A 21,167-nucleotide genomic window follows, 5' to 3' on the forward strand; every position below is an offset into this window, starting at 1 on the left:
ACCGCAGGCGTCATCGGACGAAACGCGGGGTCCCTACCGTGTCCATCACCGCCTCCGACCGGATGCGCGTCCTCCACCGCCTCCCACCGGATGCGGCCCCTCGATCGAGAAGGCGGGACCATGACACTCCTCGACAGCCCGTCCGCTCCGGCGACGACGACCACCTGGGTCCCCGTCTGCAACCGGCTCGAGCTCGAGCCGCTCTGGGGCGAGGCCGCCCTCGTGGGCGGCGTGCAGCTCGCCCTCTTCCTCCTCCCCGACGGCCGCGTCTTCGCCGTCTCGAACCTCGACCCCGCGACGGGAGCCGCCGTGCTCTCGCGCGGCATCGTCGGCTCGCGCAGCGTCGACGGCGTGCAGCGCGCCACCATCGCCTCCCCCCTGCACAAGGACGTCTTCGACCTCGAGACCGGCCGGTGCTACACCTCCGAGTCGCTGCACCTCGCGACCTGGATGGTTCGGGAGTCGGACGGCGTGATCGAGGTGGCCCAGCGGACGGCGCTGATCGCCGCCTCCCACGGCACCTCGGACGACGACGGCCGCCGCGCCGTCGCCGCGCTCGTGGACGCGGTGCGGACCGCGAATCCGGCCGTCGACGTCCTGGACTCCTTCGTCGACGTGCAGCAGCCGGACGTGCCCGAGACCCTGGGCGCCCTCGAGCCCGGGCGGTCGGCGGTCGTCGTGCCGCTGCTGCTCAGTGCCGGCTACCACGTGCACGTCGACCTCGCCGAGGCCGCGGCCGAGGCGGAGCGGCCGGTGCGGGTCACCGGCGCGCTCGGGCCGGATCCGCGACTCGCCCGGATCCTCGCCCGCCGCCTGCGCGAGGCGGGCCTGGGCGACGGCGACCGGATCGTGCTCGCCGCGGCCGGCTCCAGCGATGCCGGCGCCGTCGCCGACTGCTGGACGACCGGTCGGCTGCTCGCCGCCGAGCTCGGCCGCGAGGTGAGCGTCTCGTTCATCTCGGCCGCCGAGCCGCGGGTCGCCGACGCGGTCGCCGCTGAGCGGGCCGCCCACCCCGGCGAGCGCGTCGTCGTCTCGACCTACCTCCTGGCCCCCGGCTACTTCGCCGGGCTCGCCGCCTCCGCCGGCGCCGATCTCGCGTCCGCCCCCCTGCTCACCGCCGTCGACCCGCCCGCCCGCGAGCTGGTCGACATCGTCTCGGAGCTGTTCGGCCGCCACGCCTGAGCACCCGCTCCTCCCGCACCACCACCGCTCCACCTCCCCTTCCCGAGCCCGCCCCCGCGCGCGCCGACCCTTCTCCGGAGGAACACGATGACTGCTGCACCGCCGACGACCACCGCCCCCACGACCGTCACCGCCTCCGGCCTCACCCGCCGGCCCGGCCGCTGGATCGACGGCTGGAACCCCGAGGACCCCGCGCAGTGGGAGGCGGAGGGGCGGGGCATCGCCTCCCGCAACCTGCGCTGGTCGATCTTCGCCGAGTTCCTCGGTTTCGTCGTCTGGCAGCTCTGGTCGGTCGTCGTGGTACAGCTGCCCGCGGCGGGCTTCGACTTCACCACCGGCGAGATCTTCTGGCTCATCTCGATGCCGAGCCTCGTCGGCGCGACCCTCCGGATCCCGTACACGTTCATGGTGCCGCGCTTCGGCGGGCGCAACTGGACGATCGTCTCGGCGGCGCTGCTGCTCATCCCGAGCATCGGACTGGCGCTCGCGGTCGGGAACCCCGACACGCCCTTCGGCGTGATGCTGCTGATCGCGGCGCTCGCCGGCTTCGGCGGCGGCAACTTCGCCAGCTCCATGGCGAACATCACCTTCTTCTACCCGCATGCCCAGAAGGGCTACGCGCTCGGGCTGAACGCGGCGGGCGGCAACCTGGGCGCGGCCGTCGCCCAGCTGATCGTGCCGATCGCGATCACGATCGGCGCCGCGGCGACCGTCAACCTGCCGCTCGCCGGCTGGATCTGGGTGCCCCTGATCGTCGTCGCGATGATCGGCGCGTACAAGCGGATGGACAACCTCGGGGCCGCGAAGGCCGACGTCGCCGCCTCCCTCGCCGCTCTGCGCGAACCGCACCTGTGGATCCTCGCGGTCCTCTACATCGGCACCTTCGGCTCGTTCATCGGCTTCGCCGGGGTCTTCCCCAAGCTCATCGCCGACACGTTCCCGGAGTACTCGACGTTCGCCATCGGCTCCGCGACCCTGACGCTCGCGTTCCTCGGGGCGCTGGTCGGCTCGCTCTCCCGCCCCTACGGCGGCCGCCTCGCCGACCGCTTCGGCGGCGCCCCGGTCACGATCGCCGCGTTCATCGCCATGGGCGCGGGGATCCTCGGGGTCATCGCGACACTCCCGCTGGGCAGCTTCTGGCTGTTCCTGCTGGGCTTCCTCGTGCTCTTCGCCGCGGCGGGCATCGGCAACGGGGCGACGTACCGGATGATCCCGACCGTCTTCGCCCTGCGTGCCCGGCAGTCGGGAGGCGACGGAGTCGGCGCCCAGCGCAAGGCCGCCGCAGCCCTCGGTCTCATCTCGGCCATCGGCGCCTACGGCGGCTTCGTGATCCCGCAGCTGCTGGGCTTCTCGAAGACCGCGTTCGGCGACTACACGACGGCACTGGGCTGGTTCGTGGCCGCCTACGCGGTGATGCTCGCGATCACAGCGGGCGTCTACCTCCGCCTCGCCGCGACGACGGGGACCAGGATCTGAGCATGGAGACCGCCGCCGCACCGACCGCCCCCGCGGGCGTCGACTCCCACTGCCCCTACTGCGCGCTGCAGTGCGCGATGACGCTGACGCCGGTCGACGCTCCGACGCCGATCGCCGTCGCCGGGCGGGAGTTCCCGACGAACCGCGGCGGGCTGTGCGCCAAGGGCTGGACGGCGGCCGAGCTGCTCGCGAGCGGGCAGCGGCTGCGTGCTCCGCTGATGCGCGGTACCGACGGCGACTTCGCCGAGGTGTCGTGGGAGCGGGCGCTGGACGCGGTGGCGGAGGCGGTGCTCTCGACCCGGGAGCACCACGGCGCCGACGCCGTCGCGGTCTTCGGCGGCGGCGGTCTCACCAACGAGAAGGCCTACCAGCTGGGCAAGTTCGCCCGCATCGCCCTCGGCACCTCCCGGATCGACTACAACGGCAGGTTCTGCATGTCCTCGGCCGCGGCGGCGGGGAACCGGGCGTTCGGAGTCGACCGGGGGCTGCCGTTCCCCGTGACCGACCTCGACGAGGCCGACACGATCCTCCTGCTCGGCTCGAACGTCGCGGCGACGATGCCGCCGTTCCTCGCCCACCTCGCGGGGGCGCGCTCACGCGGCGGACTCGTGGTCGTCGATCCGCGCCGCTCCGCCACCGCTCGTCTCACCGAGGACGGCGCGGGGATCCACCTCCAGCCCGCACCCGGCACCGACCTCGCGCTGCTGCTCGGGCTCACCCACCTCGTGCTCGCGGAGGGGCTCGCCGATACGGAGTACCTCGAGGCGCGCACGACAGGCTTCGACGCGGTCCGCCGCAGCGTCGCGTCGTGGTGGCCCGAGCGCACCTCCTCCGTCACGGGCGTGCCGGTGGAACTGCTGCGCCGCACCGCCCGGCGGCTCGCCGAGGGCCGCTCCTACGTGCTCACGGGCCGCGGAGTCGAGCAGCACGTCGACGGCACCGACACCGCCACCGCGGCGATCAACCTGGCGCTGGTGCTCGGCCTCGTCGGCCGGCCGGGCTCCGGCTACGGCACCCTCACCGGGCAGGGCAACGGGCAGGGCGGCCGCGAGCACGGCCAGAAGGCCGATCAGCTGCCGGGCTACCGCTCGATCCGCGACCCGGAGGCGCGACGCCACGTCGCCGGCGTCTGGGGGGTCGACGAGGCGTCGATCCCCGGACCCGGCCTCCCCGCCGTCGCCCTCCTGGGCGAGCTCGGCCGCTCCGTCCAGTGCCTCCTCGTGCACGGCTCGAACGTGGTCGTCTCGGCGCCCGACGTCGACGCGGTGCGGGCGGGACTCGCCGCGCTCGACACCCTCGTCGTCTGCGACTTCTTCCTCTCCGAGACGGCGGCGCTCGCCGACATCGTCCTCCCCGTGCCGCAGTGGGCGGAGGAGGAGGGCACCATGACCTCGCTCGAGGGCCGGGTGCTGCGCCGCCGCCGCGCCCTCGATCCGCCGTCGGGCGTCCGCAGCGAGCTCTGGATCCTGAGCGAGCTCGCCCGCCGCCTGGACGCGCCCTCGACCTGGTCGACCGTGCCGTCGGAGGTGTTCGACGAACTGGCGCGCGCCTCCGCGGGCGGCCCGGCCGACTACTCCGGCCTCTCGCACGACCTGCTCGACACGGGAGTCGCGGCCTACTGGCCCTACCCCCGCCGGCAGCACCGGCACGCCCCGCCTCTTCGGCGAGCGCTTCGGCCACCCCGACGGCCGCGCGCGGATGGTCGCGGTCACCGCCGCCGACCGCTCGGTCGTCGACCGCGGCGACGAGCTGACGCTGATCACCGGGCGCTACCTGCAGCAGTACCAGTCGGGCACGCAGACCCGCCGGGTCGCCGAGCTCGACGCCGCGCGGCCGGAGGCGCGGCTCGAGATCCACCCGGCCACCGCGTCGCGGCTGGGCGTGCGCGACGGAGCCTCCGTCTCGATCGGCAACGCGCGCGGAGTCGTCACCGCCCGCGCGAGCGTGACCGCCGACATCCGCCACGACACCGTGTTCCTGCCCTTCCACTACGCGGGCCGCCAGTGCGCCAATCTGCTCACCGAGGCGGTCGTCGATCCGATCTCGTCCATGCCGGAGTTCAAGCGCACCCGGGTCTGGGTGCGCGCGGAAGGAGCGTCCGATGCCGTCTGACCGCCACCCCGAGCGCGTCGTCCTCCTGGGCTACGGCCCGGTCGGCGCGCGCTTCGTCGAGGAGCTGCTCCCCGCCGTCCGCGCCGGCTCCGTCGCGCTGACCGTCGTCGGCGCCGAGAGCGACGACGCCTACAACCGCGTGCTGCTCGCCGAGTACGCCGTCGGCCGTGCCCCGCGCGAGCGCCTCGACCTCGGCGACCGCGCCGTGGCGGAGGAGGCGGGGGTCGTCTTTCGCCTCGGAGCCGCCGCCGTCGGCCTCGACCGCGCGCGGAACGTCGTGCGCCTGCACGACGACGAGCGCCTCGCCTACGACCGCCTCGTCTTCGCCACCGGCGCCCGTGCGAACGTGCCCACGCTCGCCGGCATGGAGCGTGCGCGCCGCGACCGCCGGGTCCGCTCGGCCTCGCCCGAGACGCTCGACGTCGGCGCCGCCCCGCTGCCCGACCGCGTGGTCGCCCTGCGCGATCTCGCCGACGCGCGCACCGTCCGCGAGGCCGTCCGCGCCGGCTCCCGCATCGTGGTGCTGGGCGCGGGAGTGCTGGGAGTCGAGTTCGCGCTCGCGGCGGCCGAGCAGGGCGCCGAGGTCGTCGTCGTCTACCACGGCGACATCCCCATGGGCCGCAACCTCGACCACGGCGGCGGGCGGATGCTCGCCGCAGCGGCGCGCGCGGCCGGGGTCGAGATGGTCTCGCACGCCCGCTCCGAGAGCATCCTGCTCGCGCACGACGACCTCGGCCGCGCGCACTTCCAGGCGCTGGTCTGCGCCGACGGCAAGCAGATCGAGGGCGATCTGCTCGTGCTGTCGTGCGGAGTGGGCGCGCGCACCGAGCTCGCGGCGAGCGCCGACCTCGCCGTCTCGACCGGGATCCTCGTCGACGAGCACCAGCGCAGCTGGAGTGACCCCGACGTCTACGCGATCGGCGACTGCGCGCACGTCGCGCCGCGCGGCTCCGCTCTGCCCGACGGCCGCGTCGAGGGCGGACCGAGCGGACTGATCGGGCCGGGCTGGCAGCAGGCCGACCGCCTCGCGGCCCGGATCTCCGCGGAGTCCGCGGGCCGGGAGGCGGACGAGCGGGTGCCCGAGGCACGCCCCGCGGTGGTGATGCTGAAGGCCGACGGCGTCGACCTGGTGGCCGGCGGCGACCCGACTCCGGAGCCGTGGGACGCGGCTCCCCACTCCGCCTCGTGCGCCGACCACGCCGAGGTGACGGTCTGGGCCGACCCGGCCCGCGGCGGGTACGCGAAGCTCGTGACGGTGGGCGGAGTGCTCCGCGGCTTCGTGTCGGTGGGTCTGCCGCGGGTGGGCGCCGAGTTGACGCTGCTGTTCGAGCGCGGCTCCGAGCTGCCCGCGGACCGCTCCAGCCTGCTGCGACTGGACGCCCCGGATGCGGGCGCCGCGCCCACCGGCGACCCGTTCGCTCCCGACGCCACGGTCTGCTGGTGCAACGGCGTCTCGGCCGGCACCATCACGGAGGCGGCGGCCGCAGGGAACGACACGGTCGCGTGCATCGGCACCGCGACCCGCGCGGGCACGGGCTGCGGCGGCTGCACCGGCCGCATCTCGGAGCTGCTGGCACGCACGGCCGTGCCGGCCTGAGCGCGGCGGAGAGGCGCCGCCGCGACTCTCCTCACTCTCCGCCGTGCTCGCCGATGACCCGACGGGCCAGCGTCAGACGCTCCTCCCACTCCGCGTCCTCCGCCGTGAGCGCCGCCTCGTTCTCCCCGAGGAACGCCACCTGGTAGGCGGCGACCACGTCGACGAAGGCCTGCGCCGCCCCCGTGCTCTGCAGGCAGTCCACCTGGTCGAGTGCGGCACGGATCCCGGACTCGCTGTCGGCGGCTTCGGCGAGCACCGGCGAGTAGGGCGTCCAGGCGTCGTCGAAGGTCCACCCGCGCTCCTGCATGCAGCCCCGGTAGCGGAGGAGCGCCGCCCGCCACACCGGATCCGATTCCGCCCACTCCCAGCTCTCGGCGGTTCCGCGCGCGAGCACCGAGTCGGCCGGAGACGGCTCAGCGAGTGCCGCAGCCGCCTCGTCGGACTCGTCCGGACAGGCGAGCACGACCTCGTAGGCGGCTCCCGGCACGGTCCCGTCCCACGCGAGCCGTGCCGAGGTGAGCGGATCCGAGGCGGGACCGAGGCCCGTCCTGAGAGCCCGCTCGCGGGTCCAGACCCCGAAGAAGTTCAGATCGCCCAGGGTCGTGGGCGGGAAGTCGAGCACATCGACGAGGGCGACGTCGACGCCGCGTTCCGCGGCGCAGTCCTCGGTCAGGAGATCGGATGCCCGCTGGATCCGCTGCCTGCCGAGAGCATCCGGGCCGAAGGCGTCGAGCGGAAGACGCACGGTCTCGGAGACCGGGTCGAGCACCGCAGCGCCGGGGACGACGACGATGTCCGGTCGGGCGTGATCGGAGCGGTCCGACGGCGCGCAGCCCGCGAGGAGGAGGAGGACGCCGCTCACGAGGGCGCACGCTGCAAGGACGGCAGTGCGTCGGCGCTGGCGCATGCGCTCAGTAGACGGTCACGCTCGAGATCTGGTCGTTCCAGGTGCCACCGTCCGGACGCCATTCGAACTGCAGCTGCAACGCCGTCGAGTTCTTCCCGAGCTCCCGCTGATGTCCCTGGCCCCACGCGTGCTGGTAATAGACGACGCGGCTCAGCCGCCGGTTCTCGAGCGAGGAGAAGCGGTCGTTCCAGCTGTCACCCACGAAGCTCTGGGTCGCGTTGTGGTTGTAGAGGTGGCCGTCGCGCAGATCGTTCTCCCACGCGCAGAACTGCGCCGCAGGGCAGTACAACGTCTGCGACGCCTGCGCAGGGGCGACTCCGCCGCTGAGAACGGCGACAGCCGCGACGGCGAGGCCCCCCGCGATCAGGGAGACGGTTCTCGGTCGGGTCGAGCCGGTCTGCTCGGTGCGTCGGATGCTCATGTGGTCTGCCTCTCGTCGTGTGACACGAACCCAAGCACACGCCCGTATGGCCATCCATGGATGGCGCATCCCGACGGGTACCAGTGCCCGGTCCTCGCCCACGGCAGAGAAAGGGGAGGCCGGGCGGATGCCCGGCCTCCCCTTCGAGAACGCGCGCGGATCAGGCGCGCGAGGCGCGACGCGTCACGGCGACGAGCGAGACGGCTCCGGCGAGGAGCAGCGCGGCACCGCCGGCGGCGAGCCCTGCGGTCTCGACGCCGGTGCTCGCGAGCGTGCCGCGTCCGGTCCTCCCGGACGTCGTCACCGCTGCGGGAGTCGACGGGGCGACGGGAGCCGCCGTGGCGGTCGGCGCCGGAGTCGCGGCCGGGCCCTCGCTGGAGGCACCGCCGTCGAGCGTCGCGGCGGCGATGAGACGTCCGTACTCGTCGAACGAGGCGTAGGTGTGCGGCTCGGTCGTGAACTCCGCGGGGATCGTCTGCGTGTAGGCGCCGCCCGCGACGACGGACGTGCCGATCTCCTTCGGCTCGGAGTAGAGGTAGCTCGTCACCTCGAGGCCGTCGAGGTCGCCCGGCGTCTCGTCGCTGAACTGCAGTCCGCTGACGGTGAGGTCGAAGGCGACCCCCGTCTCGTACTGCGCGGGCGCGAGGTCGTACTCGCCGACGGCGATCAGGCCGCCGTTCTCGAGGGTGTCGAGACTCGGCACGTCCGGCGTCGGCGCCTCGCCGACGAGCGTCTCCTCATAGGTGGCGGCGTCGATCGTCCAGCTCACGGTCTCGCCGCGGTAGGCGAACACCTCGTACACGTCGGCGGGCGGGTCGTCCCGCGGGTTGCTGGGGTTCGTCAGGTAGATGTCGACCGGACCGGCGTAGGTCGTGACGGCCCCCGTGCCGTCGGTGTCGAGGACCCCGTCGTCCAGCTGATCGACCCGCCTGACCCGGGCACCTGGAAACCGGCGACGGCGGTCCAGCCCGCCCACTCCGGGCCGAAATCGAGCTGCACGGTGCCGCCGTTGGCGGGGATCCCGTCGTTCTCGGCGGCCGCAGCGGGCCCTGCTCCGAGGAGCACCCCCGCTGCGCCGATGGACAGGACGACGGCGGCCCCCAGGCCGCCGGTGACAGTGCGCGCGCGTGAATCCACGTGCTTCCCCCCGGATGGTGCTGATGTCGCTGCGGCGCAGATCGGCCGCTCACGGCGATCATCCGGGTTCGCTCAGCCGACCGCAAGGTCCCCCTCAGGGAGGGTCGCGAACGCTCACCTCCGCAGCTCGCGTGCCGGTTCGACGGCCGCCGAGCGCCGCGCGGGGATCAGGGCGGCCGCTCCGCCGACGAGCGCGCCGAGCAGCGGGCCCTGCGCGAGCACGCCGACCGCGAGCACCGGCGTCCAGCCCTGACCCGCGGAGGCGGCCAGCACCACTCCGATCCCCAGTGCCGTGCCGAGGCCCCCGCCGACGAGGCCGGTGAGCGCGCTCTCGAGCACGAAGAGCGCACCGATGCCGGCCCGGGACGCGCCGAGCGCGCGACGCAAGCCGATCTCGGACCGTCGAGCGGCCACCGCGCTCCAGGCCGAGGCGAAGGCTCCGGCGATCGCGAGCACCAGCAGCACCGCCCCGGTGGAGCGCACCAGCTGCTCGAGCTGCGCGGTGATGCGGCTGCGCAGCCCCGCGAGATCGGCGGTCGTCTCGGCGGCGAAGGCGGAGGGAGCGGCCGGATCGAGTGCGGTCGGCGCGATGTCGGCCACGGGCCGGGCGAGTCCGGGCTCGGTCGTCGCCAGCAGCACGCCCGAGGTCGAGCCCTTCGAGACGCGGGCCGCCGCACCCGGGGAGAGGACGATCGCGCGCGTCAGATCGGCCGCCGCCGGACCCGCCCCGGTGATCGTGCCGACGACGCTGAGGGACGAGCCGCCGATCGAGACCGTCGCTCCGTCGGCGCCGGGGACGACTCCGAGCCGCTCGGCCGCCTCGAGACCGACGAGCGCGATCGAGTCGGCCACCGGCGCCGGAGCCGCGAGCAGTGCGCCCACCGAGGCCGGCGCCGTGACGAGGCCGAGCGCCGCGACCGCGTCGCCTCCGAGGGCGACCACCGGCACGGAGTCCCCCGAGGTGTCGAGGACGGCGGCGGGCGCACGGGTCACCGGTGCCCGCAGGTCCGAGACGTCCCAGCGCAGCCCGACGTGCAGGACGCCGTCGAGCGCGGAGAGGCGCTCGGCATCGGCCTCGGTGACGTCGCGGTCGGCGGAGGTCGGAGTGATCCGCACCAGGGCGCCGGCCGCACTGCGGACCGACTCGTCGACCTGGCGCGCTGCCGTCACCGTGAGGGCGTCGGCGGCCACCAGTCCTCCGGCGCCGATCGCCACGACGGCCACGGCGATCAGCGCGCGGGAGGGCCTCGCCAGGAGGCCGAGCACCGCGTCCGACAGGAGCGCGGCCGGGCGGCGCCGCGCCCGCGGCGGCGGCGCAGGGATCGGGACCGCCGCAGGGATCGGGACCGCCGCAGGCATCGGGGCAGTCGGCCCCTCGAGGCGTCCGCGCCGCATCGAGAGGTGCCGATCCGCACGGGCGGCGAGTCGCGAGTCGTGCGTCACGACGACGAGCGCCATCCCGCCGTTCCGGAGCGACTCGAGGACCCCGACGATCCCGTCGCCCGTCTCCTCGTCGAGGCTGCCGGTCGGCTCGTCGAGGAGCAGGACGCTCGGTCGGTGCACGAGGGCGCGAGCGAGGGCGACGCGCTGGCGCTCCCCTCCCGAGAGCAGCTCGACGCGGGTGAGCGCCTTGTGCGCGAGGCCGACCTCGCCGAGGACCCGGAGGATGCGATCGCTCCGATCCTGCGGGTCCAGCCCGGTGGTGTTCAATGCGACGTTCTGCGCTGCCGTCCGGCCGGGCAGCAGGTGCGGGTCCTGGAAGACGAAGCCGTACCGCTCTCCGCGCAGCGCGTCGAGCCGCCGTCCGCTCATCGCCGCGGTGTCGATGCCGTCGACGAGCACCGCTCCCGCATCGGGGGTGTCGAGGAGTCCGAGGACGCTCAGGAGCGTCGACTTGCCCGAGCCGGACGGGCCCGTGATCGCGACGAACTCGCCCGCCTCCACGGTCAGGTCGACGCCGCGCAGGGGGTGGTTCTCGGCGTCGAAGCGGCGCTCGAGAGCGAGGCACTGCAGAACCGGCACCGCGTCAGCCGATCACGACGGTGTCGCCGACAGCGAGTGCCGGCTCGCCGTCGAGCAGCGCCCAGCCGTCGGCCAGAGCACGGACGTCGACGTCGACCCGCCTCGGCTCGCCGACCTCCTGGACGAGGACGAAGGTGGTGGCGCCGTCCTGCCGCAGCGCCGTCGCCGGCACTCCGATCCGCTCGGCGCCCCGCTCGCCGAAGGTCAGCGACACGGAGGAGCCCGCAGCGAGGGCCGCGCGGTCGCCCTCGGCGACGAGCACCGTGACGTCGTAGCCCGGCGGCGCGTCGTCCACGGCCGGGGCGAAGGGGCCGACGCTCTCGAGCACACCGGCGACGCGCGCACCGGAGGCCGGCTGGACGATCGTCACTGCCGAGCCCGTCGCCAGGGAGTCGACGGTCGCCGCATCCACGCGGGCGACGACCCGGTCGATCGGCACGGTCCAGGTCATCACCGCTCCCTCGGACGGGACCACCGAGTACAGGGTCGGTGCAGTGCCGACCGTGAAGTCGCTGCGATCGAGGTCGACGACGTCGGCGAACGGCAGCCGACCTCCTCGGGCGCCGGGCGACGCGACCGCCGGCAGCGGAGGGGCGGTGCTCGGAGTCGCGGTGCTCGGAGTCGCCGTGCTCGGAGTGACGGCGACCGGTGCGGCGACGACGTCCGGGCCGCGCGGGGCGCGGTAGCCGCGGTCGTCGTAGAACGCGGCGAGCGAGGCCGCGGTGTCGCCGTCGAACGCGTCCTCCTCGGGATCGGCCGCGTACCCGAGCCGGAAGAGCGCGCCGTTCAGGGCGAGAACGTCCGCCCCCTCGTCGCCGCGGACGAGGTCCCGGTAGTGCGGTCCGTCGAGCGCAAGAGCGAACACCGGGGCCTCGGCCACGGCGAACAGGAGCGCCCCGTCGACGACCGCGGCGCCCGGACCGAGCGGAGCGGCGGTGATCTGCGCCGACGCGGCTCCCGCCGGAGCCGATCCGCGCACCTCGACCGACGCGCCTCCCCCGACGGTGCCGAGGGCCGTCGGCACGGGCATCGTCCGAGTCTCGACGACACCGGTGGTCGTGAGCGAGCGGAGGCCGTTGTCGTAGGCGGCGGCGTCGGGCTCGCGGAGGGCGAGCCCCGCGAGGAACGCCGCGGCCATCGCGCCGAGCACCACGGCGACCACGACGACCACCACCGAGGGGCGCGGGCCGAGGCGGAGCCGGGGAGCGTCAGTGCTCACTGATCACCCTCTCGGCGAGCGCGACGCGCTCCCGGGTCTCCTTCTCCTCCGCCGCCAGGGCTCCCTCGTTCTCGGTGATGAACGCGACCTGGTACGCCGCGACCACGTCGACGAACGTCTGAGCGGCGCCCGTCTCCCCCAGGCACTCGACGTGATCGAGCGCCGCCCGGATCCCCGCCTCGCCGTCCGGCTCGCCTGTGATCGTCGGGAGGTAGGGGCTCCGCGACGCGTCGTAGACGTAGCCGCGGTCGCCCATGCACCCCTGCAGGCGCCCGAGCGCCTCCTGCCAGACCGCGTCCTCGCTCGCCCAGCTGAAGCTCGACGAGCGGCCGCGCTCGACGAGCGACTCCTCCGGGCCCCGTTGCTCGAGCACCGCCGCCTCCTCGGTCATCGCCTCGGGGTCCAGACAGTCCATGATCGCCGCGTAGGTGTCGGCCGGCATGGCCTCGTCCTCCGCTCGGCGAGCCTCGGCCCGCTCGTCGGCCGGCGGGGCGAGCCCGGTCCGCGCCGCTCGCTCGGTCGTCCAGGGGCCGAAGTAGTTCAGCGACCACTGGGTCGACGGCGGGTACTGGAGGACGTCGATGAGGGTGAGCTCCCGACCCGAGCGGTGCACGCAGTCCTCGATCAGCAGATCGGAGGCGCGGTCGAGCAGCCGGCGCTCCCGCGGATCGAGGCCGTAGGCGTCGAGCGGCCCGAGCATCGTCCCGGAGGCTTCGTCGAGTACGGCGGCGTTCGGCACGATCTCGACGGCGGGTGGTCTCTCCTCCTCGGAATCCGGCCCGGCGACGCACCCGCTGACGACGAGGACGCCGGCCGCCGCGACCGTCGCCGCCAGGACCTGCACTGCCTTCACCACGGATCAGTACGCCGTCACGCTGGTGATGCGGTCGTTCCAGAGGCGCCCCTGCTCTGTCCACTCGAACTGGAGCTGCTTCGCCACCTCCCCGCGGCCGACGACGCGCCCGTCGCCTGCTCCGTAGTCGTGCTCGTAGAAGACGACCACGTCCCTGCCGCGGTTCTGAAGCGATGAGAAGCGGTCGTTCCAGCCGTCGCCCACGTAGCCCAGAGTCGCCACGTGGTTGAAGATGTGCCCCTGGCGCAGATCGTCCTCCCACGCGCAGTACTGGCCATCGGGGCAGTACAGGGTCTGAGAGGCCTCCGCGGGAGCGGCACCGCCGATCACGATCGCGACCGCCGCGAGCGCCGATGCCGCGGCGACCGCGAGAGCCCCTCCTCCCTCGCTACGCCGGCGTGCGGGGAGTTCTGAAGGGATTCGTCGTGCCATTGTCCGGCCTCTCTCGATGGATCGTTGTCGATCGAGACGAGGGAACCACATATAAGTATGGCCGGATCGTCTGGCGCGGAGCGTCCGGCGCCCGACGATCGGAGGCGTCAGAGCCCGCTGTCGACCACGTCGGCCATCCGCCGCGTCAGCGCGCGCAGCTCGAGCTCGACGCCGCGGAGGCGCTCCTCGGCACCGTCCGCTCGGTGCTCGGACTCGCGCAGGCGGTGCGCCGACTCCTCCGCCGCCGAGGCGGTCGTCTCGGCGAGCGCGGTGCGGAGCTCCTCCGTCGCCTCCCGCAGCGCGGTCGTGTCGGCGTGCAGCGCCGCGAGCCCGGCGCGGACCGCCGCCAGCTCGTCGCGCAGAGCGGCGGTCTCGGCGCCCACCTCCTCGGTGCGCAGGCGCGCCTGCTCGAAGTACGGCGCGACCAGGCGGTGCACCGCCTCCCGCAGCGCCAGCCCGCCGCGGCCGAGCTTCGTCGGCACGGAGCCGGGTGCGTCCCGGTACTGGTCCTCAGTGGTCATCGTCGTGCTCCCGTCCGGAGAGCCGGCGGTGGAGCAGATCCATCGCCCGGCGGTCCTTGTCCATGATGTCGGCCTCCAGGCCGGTGTCGGCGGTGCGCTCCGAGAGATCGCCCGGTCGCGACCGCCGCTCGAGCGAGCGCTCGATCAGCTCGATCGACCGGTCGAACGAGAGCGGGCCGCGGGCCGCGGCGCGTCCCCGGCGCCCGAGCGCCTCCAGATCGGTCTCCCCCGAGACCACGTCGCGCATCGCGTCGAGCAGCGCCGCGGCGGTGCGCGGGATCTTCACGCAGTCGACACCGTCGATGAGGAACTCGGCCACCCCGCTCGTCGCGGTCACGATCGGCACGCAGCCCGCCGCCGCCGCCTCGACCGGGGCGACTCCGAACGCCTCGCCCGACCAGGTCGGGAAGAGGAACGCGTCCGCTCGCTCATGAGCGGCGAGCACCTCCTCGCGCGGGCGGGCGCCGTGGAACTCGACGATGCCGTCCAGGCCCGCGGCGAGCGCCCGCTCCCGGTAGCCCGCCGCGTTGCCGTCGCCGTACAGGTCGACGCGGAAGTCGCGCGTCTCGCCCGCGAGAGCCGCGGCCGCCTCGAGCACGAGGTCGACGCCCTTGTGCTCGCCGAGCGAGGCGGCGAACGTGAAGCGGGTCACTCCCCCGTCGCGGTAGCTCCGCGGGGCGTCGGAGTCGGGCGGCGTGCTCACCCCGCGGCCGATGATCTCGACGTCGCCCAGCAGACGGCCACCCGCTTCGATCGACTCGACGAGAGCGGAGCTGACCGCCACGATCTCGCCGCGGGCGAAGTGATCGGGGGCGTCCGCTCCGTAGACGGCGAGCACGGGCTCGGGGAGCCCGTCGACGAGCTGGTTCGGGACCCGGTCGCCCAGGTTCCACATCCAGGCCGCGTCGACGGTGCGCAGCAGATCGATCAGCGCGAGACCGCCGAGGCCGACGAGGTTGAAGGCGACGACGTGCGTCGGGGCGAAGTCGCGCAGCTCCTCGAGCATGATCCGCGTGTTCTCGAAGCGCGACACCGCGCTCTCGTGGTGCATCAGCTGGGCGATCTCGCCGCCGGTCCGCGGCAGCGGGAAGTAGGTGCGCAGGCCCAGCGTGCGGTGCACCTCGACGGGCGAGGGCTCGGGAGGCAGGTAGGTCGGCGTGGTCAGCACCCGCACGGAGTGGCCGCGCGCAGCCATCGCCTCCGCCACCCGCGCGCAGGTCATCTCGTAGCCGCCGAGCACCTGCGGCGGGTAGAGGTTGCTGACGAAGAGGAGGCGCATCATGCGGTCGGATCCTGCCGATCGGGAGTCGCCCCGGCGATCCGAGCCGTGACCTCGGGCGTGTAGCTCGCCGCGGCCTGGCGGTCGTTGCCGCCGTCCCAGTAATTCACGAGGTAGAGGCCGGTCTGCTGGGTGCGGGGGACGAAGGGGAAGAGCTGGGCGGTCGGCTCGATCTGGGCGATGCGATGGCCCGCGTCGACCGCGCGCACGTGCAGCCAGATGTCGTCGGCGTCGGGAGCGACCTCGCGGAAGGCGTCGCCGTGGCGGGCCACCTCCTCCATCAGGGTGCGCGGGAACAGCTGACCCGACACGGAGGTGCCGAAGACGTCGAAGCGCGCCCGGGTGTCGGCGACCGGCCGCCAGCTCGTGTACGGGGCGACGGCGCCGTCGACCACTGCGACGCGGTGGGCCCGGTAGCAGAGCACCGTCTCTCGCGGGTAGCGGGAGCGGGCGTCGACCAGGCCCCGGAGCCACCGGCGCGGGTAGACGATGTCGTCGTCCGAGGTGACGAGGTCGCGCTCGCCCGCCCGTCCCGACAGCAGGTGCGGGTAGTACTTCGTGTGCACCCGGTAGCCGCTCTCGACCAGCCGCACCTCGAGGCCGCGCCGCTGCAGTCGTCGCAGCGGCCGCGGGAGGTCGGCGGCGAGGGCCGGGTCGTCGAGCCACAGCACCAGCCGCGCCGGGCGGGCGTCGCCGCGGGCGATCGACTCCAGGGCCACGTGCACGCGCCGGATGCGCTCGCCGTGCGTCGTCATCGTGACCACGACGTCGCTCCCGCTGTCGACGGCCGGGCGGTGCGAGAAGCAGTTCGCGAGCTCCAGACCGAGCAGCTCGCGGCGGAACGCGAGCGAGGAGGGGTGGTCGATCGGACGGGCCGCCACGGCCGCCGCCCGGCGCTCGCGGAGCCGCTGCGGCGAGGACCCGGCCGCGCGCGCGAGCGCCAGCAGTCGCGTCCGCGGGCGGACCCGGCGGCCGAGAGCGGCGAGCCGGGTGCGGGGCCGGACACGGCGGCCGAGCGCGGCGAGGGCGGGGTGCATCGTTCCAGGATAACCAGACGGCTCCCGGCCCCCGCGGCCGCTAGGGGGCGTCGACCACGGCGAACGCGCGCACGGGGAAGGTCCCGAATCCGCTGACCTTCGGGGGCACCGCGGTGAAGCGCGCTCCGGACGGGGGCAGCTCGGACAACCCGGTCAGGTGCTCGACGACGTGCACCCCCGCCCCCAGGAGGAGCGAGTGCGCGGGACGGGAGCCCGTGCCCTGCGTGTCGTCGATGTTCAGCGAGTCGATGCCGACGAGCACGGCGCCGCCCGCGACGAGCACCCGGGCGCCCTCCTCCGTGAGGAAGGGCGCGTCGCTCGCGTACCCGGGCTCGCCGAACAGCGCGTCCCACCCCGTCGAGAGCAGCACGGCCGCACCGCGGACGTCGAGGCCGTCGAACGCCTCCGGTCCGATCGCACGGTCGCCCCGTGCCGTGACGACGACGGCCGGCAGGTCGACGAGCGTCGCCAGATCGAGCCCGGCCAGATCGGTCCCGCCCTCGTAGCGGTGGAAGGGGCTGTCGAGGTACGTGCCGGTGTTGCCGATCATCTCGATCACGTCCAGCGCGAACTCGGTGCCGGGGGCGTAGGAGGCGCGCGACGCCTCGCGGGTGAGGTGCGGCCGGATCCGCGGGGCGGGCAGCCCCGGGTAGGTCACGAGGCCGTCCGAGACGGTGTGGCTGAGGTCGACGAGGCGGCGTGCGGAGGAGATCATGCGGCGATCCTCGCAGTGGCAGGATCGCGCTGTCGCACGAGATCCTGCCAAGTAGGCCGCCGTTCAGGTCAGAGCGGCCCGGGCGTCGACCTCCGGCTCGCGAAACCACGTCCGGCTCGTGGAATCCGCCGGTTCCTGCGAGCCGAACCGGATCCCACGAGCCGGAGATCGAGCCGGGGCGCCGCCCGCCTCGCTCAGCGCTTGGGCAGCGCCGCCGACAGGTCGGCGATCAGGTCGCTCGCGTCCTCGATGCCCACGGAGAGGCGCACGAGCGACTCCGAGACCTCGAGCGGCGTGCCCTTGACCGACGCGTGCGTCATCTCGCTGGGGTAGCCGATCAGCGACTCCACCCCGCCGAGCGACTCGGCGAGCTGGAACAGCTTCGTCGACTCCGCGAACTTGCGCGCGGCGCGCGGCGTCGCGAGCTCGACCGACAGCATGCCGCCGAAGCCCGACATCTGGCGCTTCGCCAGCTCGTGGCCCGGGTGCGTCGGCAGGCCGGGGTAGTGCACCGCCGTGACGGCCGAGTGCTCGGCCAGGAACTCGGCGACCGCCTGGGCGTTCTTCGAGTGCCGCTCCATGCGCACCGCGAGCGTCTTGATGCCGCGGACCGTGAGCCACGCGTCCATCGGGCTCGAGATCGCTCCGACCGCGAACTGCAGGAACGCGACCTTCTCGGCCAGCGGACCGGAGCGCAGCGCCAGCGCGCCGCCCACCACGTCGGAGTGCCCGCCGAGGTACTTCGTCGTCGAGTGCACGACCACGTCGGCACCGAGGGCCAGCGGCTGCTGCAGCGCCGACGAGGCGAAGGTGTTGTCCACGACCACGATCAGGTCGTGCGCGTGGGCCAGATCGGCCAGCTCGGCGATGTCGCTGATGGTCATCAGCGGGTTCGACGGGGTCTCGACCCACAGCATCTTGGTCTCGCCCGGGACGATCGCCCGCTGCACCTCGCGCAGGTTCGACATGTCGACCGCGGTGTTGCGGATGCCCCACGCCGCGTGCACCCGGTCGATCAGCCGGTGGCTGCCGCCGTACGCGTCGTTGCCCAGCACGATGTGGTCGCCCGGAGCCAGCGCCGCGCGGATCAGGGTGTCCTCGGCCGCGAGTCCCGAGGAGAAGGAGTAGGCGACGTCGGCGCCCTCGATCGACGCGATCAGCTCCTGCAGGGAGTCGCGGGTCGGGTTCGCCGACCGGGCGTACTCGTAGCCGCCGCGGAACCCTCCGATGCCGTCCTGGACGAAGGTCGAGGTCATGTAGACCGGCGGGACGACGGCGCCCGTGGTGGGGTCGAACTCCTGTCCGGCGTGGATGGCGCGGGTGTCGAAGTGCTGCTTCTTGGGCATGAGCGTGCTTTCCGGATCGAGAGGAGGTGCGGAGTCGGGAGGGAGGGTGCGCCGGCTACCCGGTCGCGAACGACAGCAGGTCCTGCCGCGTGATGACGGCGACCGGCTTGCCCTCGTCGGTGACGAGCAGCGCGTTGTTCTCGGTGAGCGCCGCGCGGGCCGCCGAGACGCTCTCGCCGAGCCCGATGAGGGCCAGCGGGGCTCCGGCGGAGGGGCCGAGCGGGTCGGTCATCGACGCGGCCCCGCTGAAGACGCGGTCGAGCAGCTCGCGCTCGTCCACCGCTCCGACGACCTCGCCCATCACCACGGGCGGCTCGGCCGTGAGCACCGGCAGCTGCGAGACGCCGTAGGTGGTCATGATCTCGATCGCGTCGCGCACGGTGTCGCTCGGGTGCGCGTGCACCAGGTCGGGCAGCTCGCCGGTCTGCGGATTCGCGGCGCGGGCGCGCAGGACGTCGCGCACGGTGTCCTCCTCGCGGTGCTCGAGGAACCCGTAGGAGCGCATCCAGCGGTCGTTGAAGATCTTGCCGAGGTAGCCGCGCCCACCGTCGGGGAGGAGCACGACGACCACGTCGTCGGGGCCGAGGTCGGCCGCCGCCTTGAGCGCGACGGAGACGGCGAGCCCGCTGGAGCCGCCGACGAGCAGGCCCTCCTCGCGGGCGAGCCGCCGGGTCATCGCGAACGACTCGGCGTCGCTGGAGGCGATGATGCGGTCGACGACGCTCGGGTCGTAGGCGCTGGGCCAGAAGTCCTCGCCCACGCCCTCGGTCAGGTAGGGGCGCCCGCCGCCGCCGGAGTAGACCGAGCCCTCGGGGTCGGCGCCGATGGTCTGCACGCGTCCGTCCGAGACCTCCTTGAGGTAGCGGCCGGTGCCGCTGATCGTGCCGCCCGTGCCCACTCCGGCGACGAAGTGCGTGATGCGGCCGGCGGTGTCGCGCCAGATCTCGGGGCCCGTGGTCTCGTAGTGGCTGAGCGGCCCGTTGAGGTTCGCGTACTGGTTCGGCTTGAAGGCCCCCGGGATCTCGCGGGCGAGGCGGTCCGAGACGGAGTAGTAGGAGTCGGGGTCCTCGGGGGCGACGGCCGTGGGCGTCACGACGATCTCGGCCCCGTACGCGGTGAGCACGTTGCGCTTGTCCTCGCCGACCTTGTCGGGCAGCACGAAGACGCAGCGGTAGCCGCGCTGCTGCGCGACGAGCGCCAGGCCGATGCCGGTGTTGCCGCTCGTGGGCTCGACGATCGTGCCGCCGGGCTTCAGCAGCCCGTCGCGCTCGGCCGCGTCGATGATGCGCGTGGCGATGCGGTCCTTCGAGGATCCGCCGGGGTTGAGGTACTCCACCTTCACGAGCACGGTGGCCTGCACTCCGGAGGCGACCGGGCCGAGCTTCACGAGGGGGGTGTCCCCGATGAGGTCCAGCACCGATTCGGCGTAGGCCATCCCGGTGTCCGGGCGTGCTGGCAGGGCTCGATCGAGGGTCATGGGAAAAGCGTAGCAATCGGTCCAGGACGTATGACGGGAGCCCGCGAACGCGTCCACCGTGCCCGCGGGACGCCTCTGCCGCGATCCTGCGCAGTGCCCTATCGTGGGGGTCCGCGACGCTGCCGGCGGTCGCGCGAGACGCCCCTCCCGACGTGCGGAACGGACCCCGATGACCACTCCGATCGCCGCCGTTCCGCGGCGTCCCGCCGACGGCCGCCTCCTCCGCCTGCTCGGCCCGGCCATGGTCGCCGGAGTCGCCTACCTCGATCCGGGCAATGTCGCGAGCAATATGACGGCGGGCGCCCGCTTCGGCTACCTGCTCGTCTGGGTGGTCGTGCTGGGCAACCTGATGGCCTGGCTCATCCAGTACCTCTCGGCGAAGCTCGGGCTGATGACCGGCCGGAGCCTGCCCGAACTGCTCGGCGACCGGCTCCGCGGCCGCTGGGGCAGGCGCGCCTACTGGGTGCAGGCCGAGATCGTCGCCATGGCGACCGATCTGGCCGAGGTCATCGGCGGTGCGATCGCTCTGAACCTGCTCTTCGGCCTGCCGCTGCTGGCGGGCGGTCTGCTCACCGGAGCGGTCTCGCTCGCGCTCCTGCTCATCCAGACCCGCGGAGGTGCCCGCCCCTTCGAGCGCGTCATCACGGCGCTCATGATCGTCATCGCCGTCGGGTTCACGATCGGCGTGGTCGTCGATCCGCCGGACGCAGGCTCGGCGATCGCCGGGCTCGTGCCGCGCTTCGAGGGATCGGAGTCGGTGCTGCTGGCCGCGTCGATCCTCGGCGCGACCGTCATGCCGCACGCCATCTACGCCCACTCCGCCCTCGCCCGCGACCGCTTCGGCCGTGTCGACGGGGTCGGCGCCCGCCGGAGGATCCTCACGGCGACCCGGATCGACGTCACCGTCGCCCTCGCGATCGCCGGCACCGTGAACCTCGCGATCCTCCTCCTCGCCGCGCACTCGCTCGCCGGAGTCGCCGGCACCGACAGCCTCGAGGGGGCGCACGCCGCCATCGGGGCAGCGCTCGGACCGGTGATCGCGACCCTGTTCGCGGTCGGGCTCCTCGCCTCCGGGCTCGCCTCGACCTCGGTCGGCGCCTACGCCGGCGCCGAGATCATGCACGGGCTGCTGCACGTGCGGGTGCCGCTCGTGACGCGGAGGCTCGTGACGCTGATCCCGGCGCTCGTCGTGCTGGCCGTCGGCTTCGACCCGACCCGCGCCCTCGTGCTGAGCCAGGTGGTGCTGTCGTTCGGCATCCCGTTCGCGCTCGTGCCGCTGGTGGTGCTGACGCGCGACAAGGCGCTGATGGGCGATCAGGCCAACCGCTGGTTCACCACGCTGGGCGCGATCCTCGCCGCGGTGTTCCTCATCGTGCTCAACGGCCTGCTGCTCTGGCTGACGTTCGCAGGCTGAGGGCCCGCTGCCGCGTTGAT

The 21,167-nt window shown here is 73.8% G+C and carries 17 protein-coding genes and 1 pseudogene; 5 read left to right on the forward strand and 13 right to left on the reverse strand.

What is annotated here, in order from left to right; all coding sequences use genetic code 11:
• Window positions 1-120 precede the first annotated feature (120 nt).
• The 4 genes and pseudogenes from nirD (at window position 121) to AC0CID_RS08035 (ending at window position 6,367) form a co-directional block, all read left to right on the forward strand.
• Window positions 121-1,182 carry a nitrite reductase small subunit NirD gene (gene nirD, locus AC0CID_RS08020; protein ID WP_465226375.1) on the forward strand — a complete coding sequence of 354 codons (1,062 nt, stop codon included), beginning with the start codon at window positions 121-123 and terminating at the stop codon, window positions 1,180-1,182.
• Between the two features lie 87 nt (window positions 1,183-1,269).
• Complete coding sequence (locus tag AC0CID_RS08025; protein WP_465226376.1) at window positions 1,270-2,658, forward strand: MFS transporter; 1,389 nt, start codon at window positions 1,270-1,272, stop codon at window positions 2,656-2,658.
• Window positions 2,659-2,660: 2 nt separating this feature from the next.
• Window positions 2,661-4,770 (forward strand): annotated as a pseudogene (locus tag AC0CID_RS08030) (molybdopterin oxidoreductase family protein).
• Window positions 4,760-6,367, forward strand: a complete 1,608-nt coding sequence (locus AC0CID_RS08035) for an FAD-dependent oxidoreductase (protein ID WP_465226377.1) — start codon at window positions 4,760-4,762, stop codon at window positions 6,365-6,367. The pseudogene AC0CID_RS08030 and the gene AC0CID_RS08035 overlap by 11 nt, the downstream one beginning before the upstream one ends.
• A 31-nt stretch (window positions 6,368-6,398) precedes the next feature.
• Here the strand turns inward: AC0CID_RS08035 and AC0CID_RS08040 are convergent, their stop codons facing one another.
• The 13 genes from AC0CID_RS08040 to AC0CID_RS08100 form a co-directional block, all read right to left on the reverse strand.
• Window positions 6,399-7,229: a hypothetical protein gene (locus AC0CID_RS08040; protein ID WP_465226378.1), complete on the reverse strand. Its 831-nt coding sequence runs from the start codon at window positions 7,227-7,229 to the stop codon at window positions 6,399-6,401.
• A gap of 49 nt (window positions 7,230-7,278) precedes the next feature.
• On the reverse strand, window positions 7,279-7,695 hold the full coding sequence (locus AC0CID_RS08045) for a peptidase inhibitor family I36 protein (RefSeq protein WP_465226379.1): 417 nt from the start codon (window positions 7,693-7,695) through the stop codon (window positions 7,279-7,281).
• Window positions 7,696-7,855: 160 nt separating this feature from the next.
• Window positions 7,856-8,671, reverse strand: a complete 816-nt coding sequence (locus AC0CID_RS08050) for a hypothetical protein (protein WP_465226380.1) — start codon at window positions 8,669-8,671, stop codon at window positions 7,856-7,858.
• A 275-nt stretch (window positions 8,672-8,946) separates the two neighbouring features.
• Window positions 8,947-10,854 (reverse strand): ABC transporter ATP-binding protein/permease, encoded by a 1,908-nt coding sequence (locus AC0CID_RS08055; protein WP_465226381.1) that lies wholly within the window; start codon window positions 10,852-10,854, stop codon window positions 8,947-8,949.
• A 4-nt stretch (window positions 10,855-10,858) separates the two neighbouring features.
• The gene (locus AC0CID_RS08060; protein ID WP_465226382.1) at window positions 10,859-12,073 is read right to left on the reverse strand and encodes an efflux RND transporter periplasmic adaptor subunit; all 1,215 of its coding nucleotides are present in this window, start codon (window positions 12,071-12,073) and stop codon (window positions 10,859-10,861) included.
• Window positions 12,063-12,926, reverse strand: coding sequence for a hypothetical protein (locus tag AC0CID_RS08065; RefSeq protein WP_465226383.1), 864 nt, complete (start codon window positions 12,924-12,926; stop codon window positions 12,063-12,065). Before AC0CID_RS08065 ends, AC0CID_RS08060 begins: the two co-directional genes overlap by 11 nt.
• Window positions 12,927-12,932: 6 nt before the next feature.
• Window positions 12,933-13,358 carry a peptidase inhibitor family I36 protein gene (locus tag AC0CID_RS08070; RefSeq protein WP_465226384.1) on the reverse strand — a complete coding sequence of 142 codons (426 nt, stop codon included), beginning with the start codon at window positions 13,356-13,358 and terminating at the stop codon, window positions 12,933-12,935.
• A gap of 107 nt (window positions 13,359-13,465) precedes the next feature.
• On the reverse strand, window positions 13,466-13,879 hold the full coding sequence (locus tag AC0CID_RS08075) for a hypothetical protein (RefSeq protein WP_465226385.1): 414 nt from the start codon (window positions 13,877-13,879) through the stop codon (window positions 13,466-13,468).
• Window positions 13,869-15,161 carry a glycosyltransferase family 4 protein gene (locus AC0CID_RS08080; RefSeq protein WP_465226386.1) on the reverse strand — a complete coding sequence of 431 codons (1,293 nt, stop codon included), beginning with the start codon at window positions 15,159-15,161 and terminating at the stop codon, window positions 13,869-13,871. Before AC0CID_RS08080 ends, AC0CID_RS08075 begins: the two co-directional genes overlap by 11 nt.
• Window positions 15,158-16,195 (reverse strand): hypothetical protein, encoded by a 1,038-nt coding sequence (locus tag AC0CID_RS08085; RefSeq protein WP_465226387.1) that lies wholly within the window; start codon window positions 16,193-16,195, stop codon window positions 15,158-15,160. The genes AC0CID_RS08080 and AC0CID_RS08085 overlap by 4 nt, the downstream gene beginning before the upstream one ends.
• A gap of 40 nt (window positions 16,196-16,235) precedes the next feature.
• A complete protein-coding gene (locus AC0CID_RS08090; protein WP_465226388.1) occupies window positions 16,236-16,910 on the reverse strand; it encodes a cyclase family protein in 675 nt (224 codons plus the stop codon).
• Window positions 16,911-17,104: 194 nt separating this feature from the next.
• The gene (locus AC0CID_RS08095; RefSeq protein ID WP_465226389.1) at window positions 17,105-18,256 is read right to left on the reverse strand and encodes a cystathionine gamma-synthase; all 1,152 of its coding nucleotides are present in this window, start codon (window positions 18,254-18,256) and stop codon (window positions 17,105-17,107) included.
• 55 nt (window positions 18,257-18,311) lie between these two features.
• Window positions 18,312-19,691 (reverse strand): cystathionine beta-synthase, encoded by a 1,380-nt coding sequence (locus AC0CID_RS08100; protein WP_465228066.1) that lies wholly within the window; start codon window positions 19,689-19,691, stop codon window positions 18,312-18,314.
• Window positions 19,692-19,902: 211 nt separating this feature from the next.
• Here AC0CID_RS08100 and AC0CID_RS08105 point away from each other — a divergent pair, with 211 nt between their 5' ends.
• Complete coding sequence (locus AC0CID_RS08105; RefSeq protein ID WP_207407243.1) at window positions 19,903-21,147, forward strand: Nramp family divalent metal transporter; 1,245 nt, start codon at window positions 19,903-19,905, stop codon at window positions 21,145-21,147.
• The last annotated feature ends 20 nt before the right edge of the window (window positions 21,148-21,167 follow it).

The sequence above is a fragment of the Rathayibacter sp. AC451 genome (assembly GCF_979253095.1).

Coding starts and splice junctions, on each gene's coding strand:
- AC0CID_RS08100 (WP_465228066.1), bottom strand. CDS start 19,691: ATGGCCTACGCCGAATCGGTGCTGGACCTCATCGGGGACACCCCCCTC.
- AC0CID_RS08045 (WP_465226379.1), bottom strand. CDS start 7,695: ATGAGCATCCGACGCACCGAGCAGACCGGCTCGACCCGACCGAGAACC.
- AC0CID_RS08075 (WP_465226385.1), bottom strand. CDS start 13,879: ATGACCACTGAGGACCAGTACCGGGACGCACCCGGCTCCGTGCCGACG.
- AC0CID_RS08035 (WP_465226377.1), top strand. CDS start 4,760: ATGCCGTCTGACCGCCACCCCGAGCGCGTCGTCCTCCTGGGCTACGGC.
- AC0CID_RS08105 (WP_207407243.1), top strand. CDS start 19,903: ATGACCACTCCGATCGCCGCCGTTCCGCGGCGTCCCGCCGACGGCCGC.
- nirD (WP_465226375.1), top strand. CDS start 121: ATGACACTCCTCGACAGCCCGTCCGCTCCGGCGACGACGACCACCTGG.
- AC0CID_RS08095 (WP_465226389.1), bottom strand. CDS start 18,256: ATGCCCAAGAAGCAGCACTTCGACACCCGCGCCATCCACGCCGGACAG.
- AC0CID_RS08025 (WP_465226376.1), top strand. CDS start 1,270: ATGACTGCTGCACCGCCGACGACCACCGCCCCCACGACCGTCACCGCC.
- AC0CID_RS08080 (WP_465226386.1), bottom strand. CDS start 15,161: ATGATGCGCCTCCTCTTCGTCAGCAACCTCTACCCGCCGCAGGTGCTC.
- AC0CID_RS08090 (WP_465226388.1), bottom strand. CDS start 16,910: ATGATCTCCTCCGCACGCCGCCTCGTCGACCTCAGCCACACCGTCTCG.
- AC0CID_RS08085 (WP_465226387.1), bottom strand. CDS start 16,195: ATGCACCCCGCCCTCGCCGCGCTCGGCCGCCGTGTCCGGCCCCGCACC.
- AC0CID_RS08070 (WP_465226384.1), bottom strand. CDS start 13,358: ATGGCACGACGAATCCCTTCAGAACTCCCCGCACGCCGGCGTAGCGAG.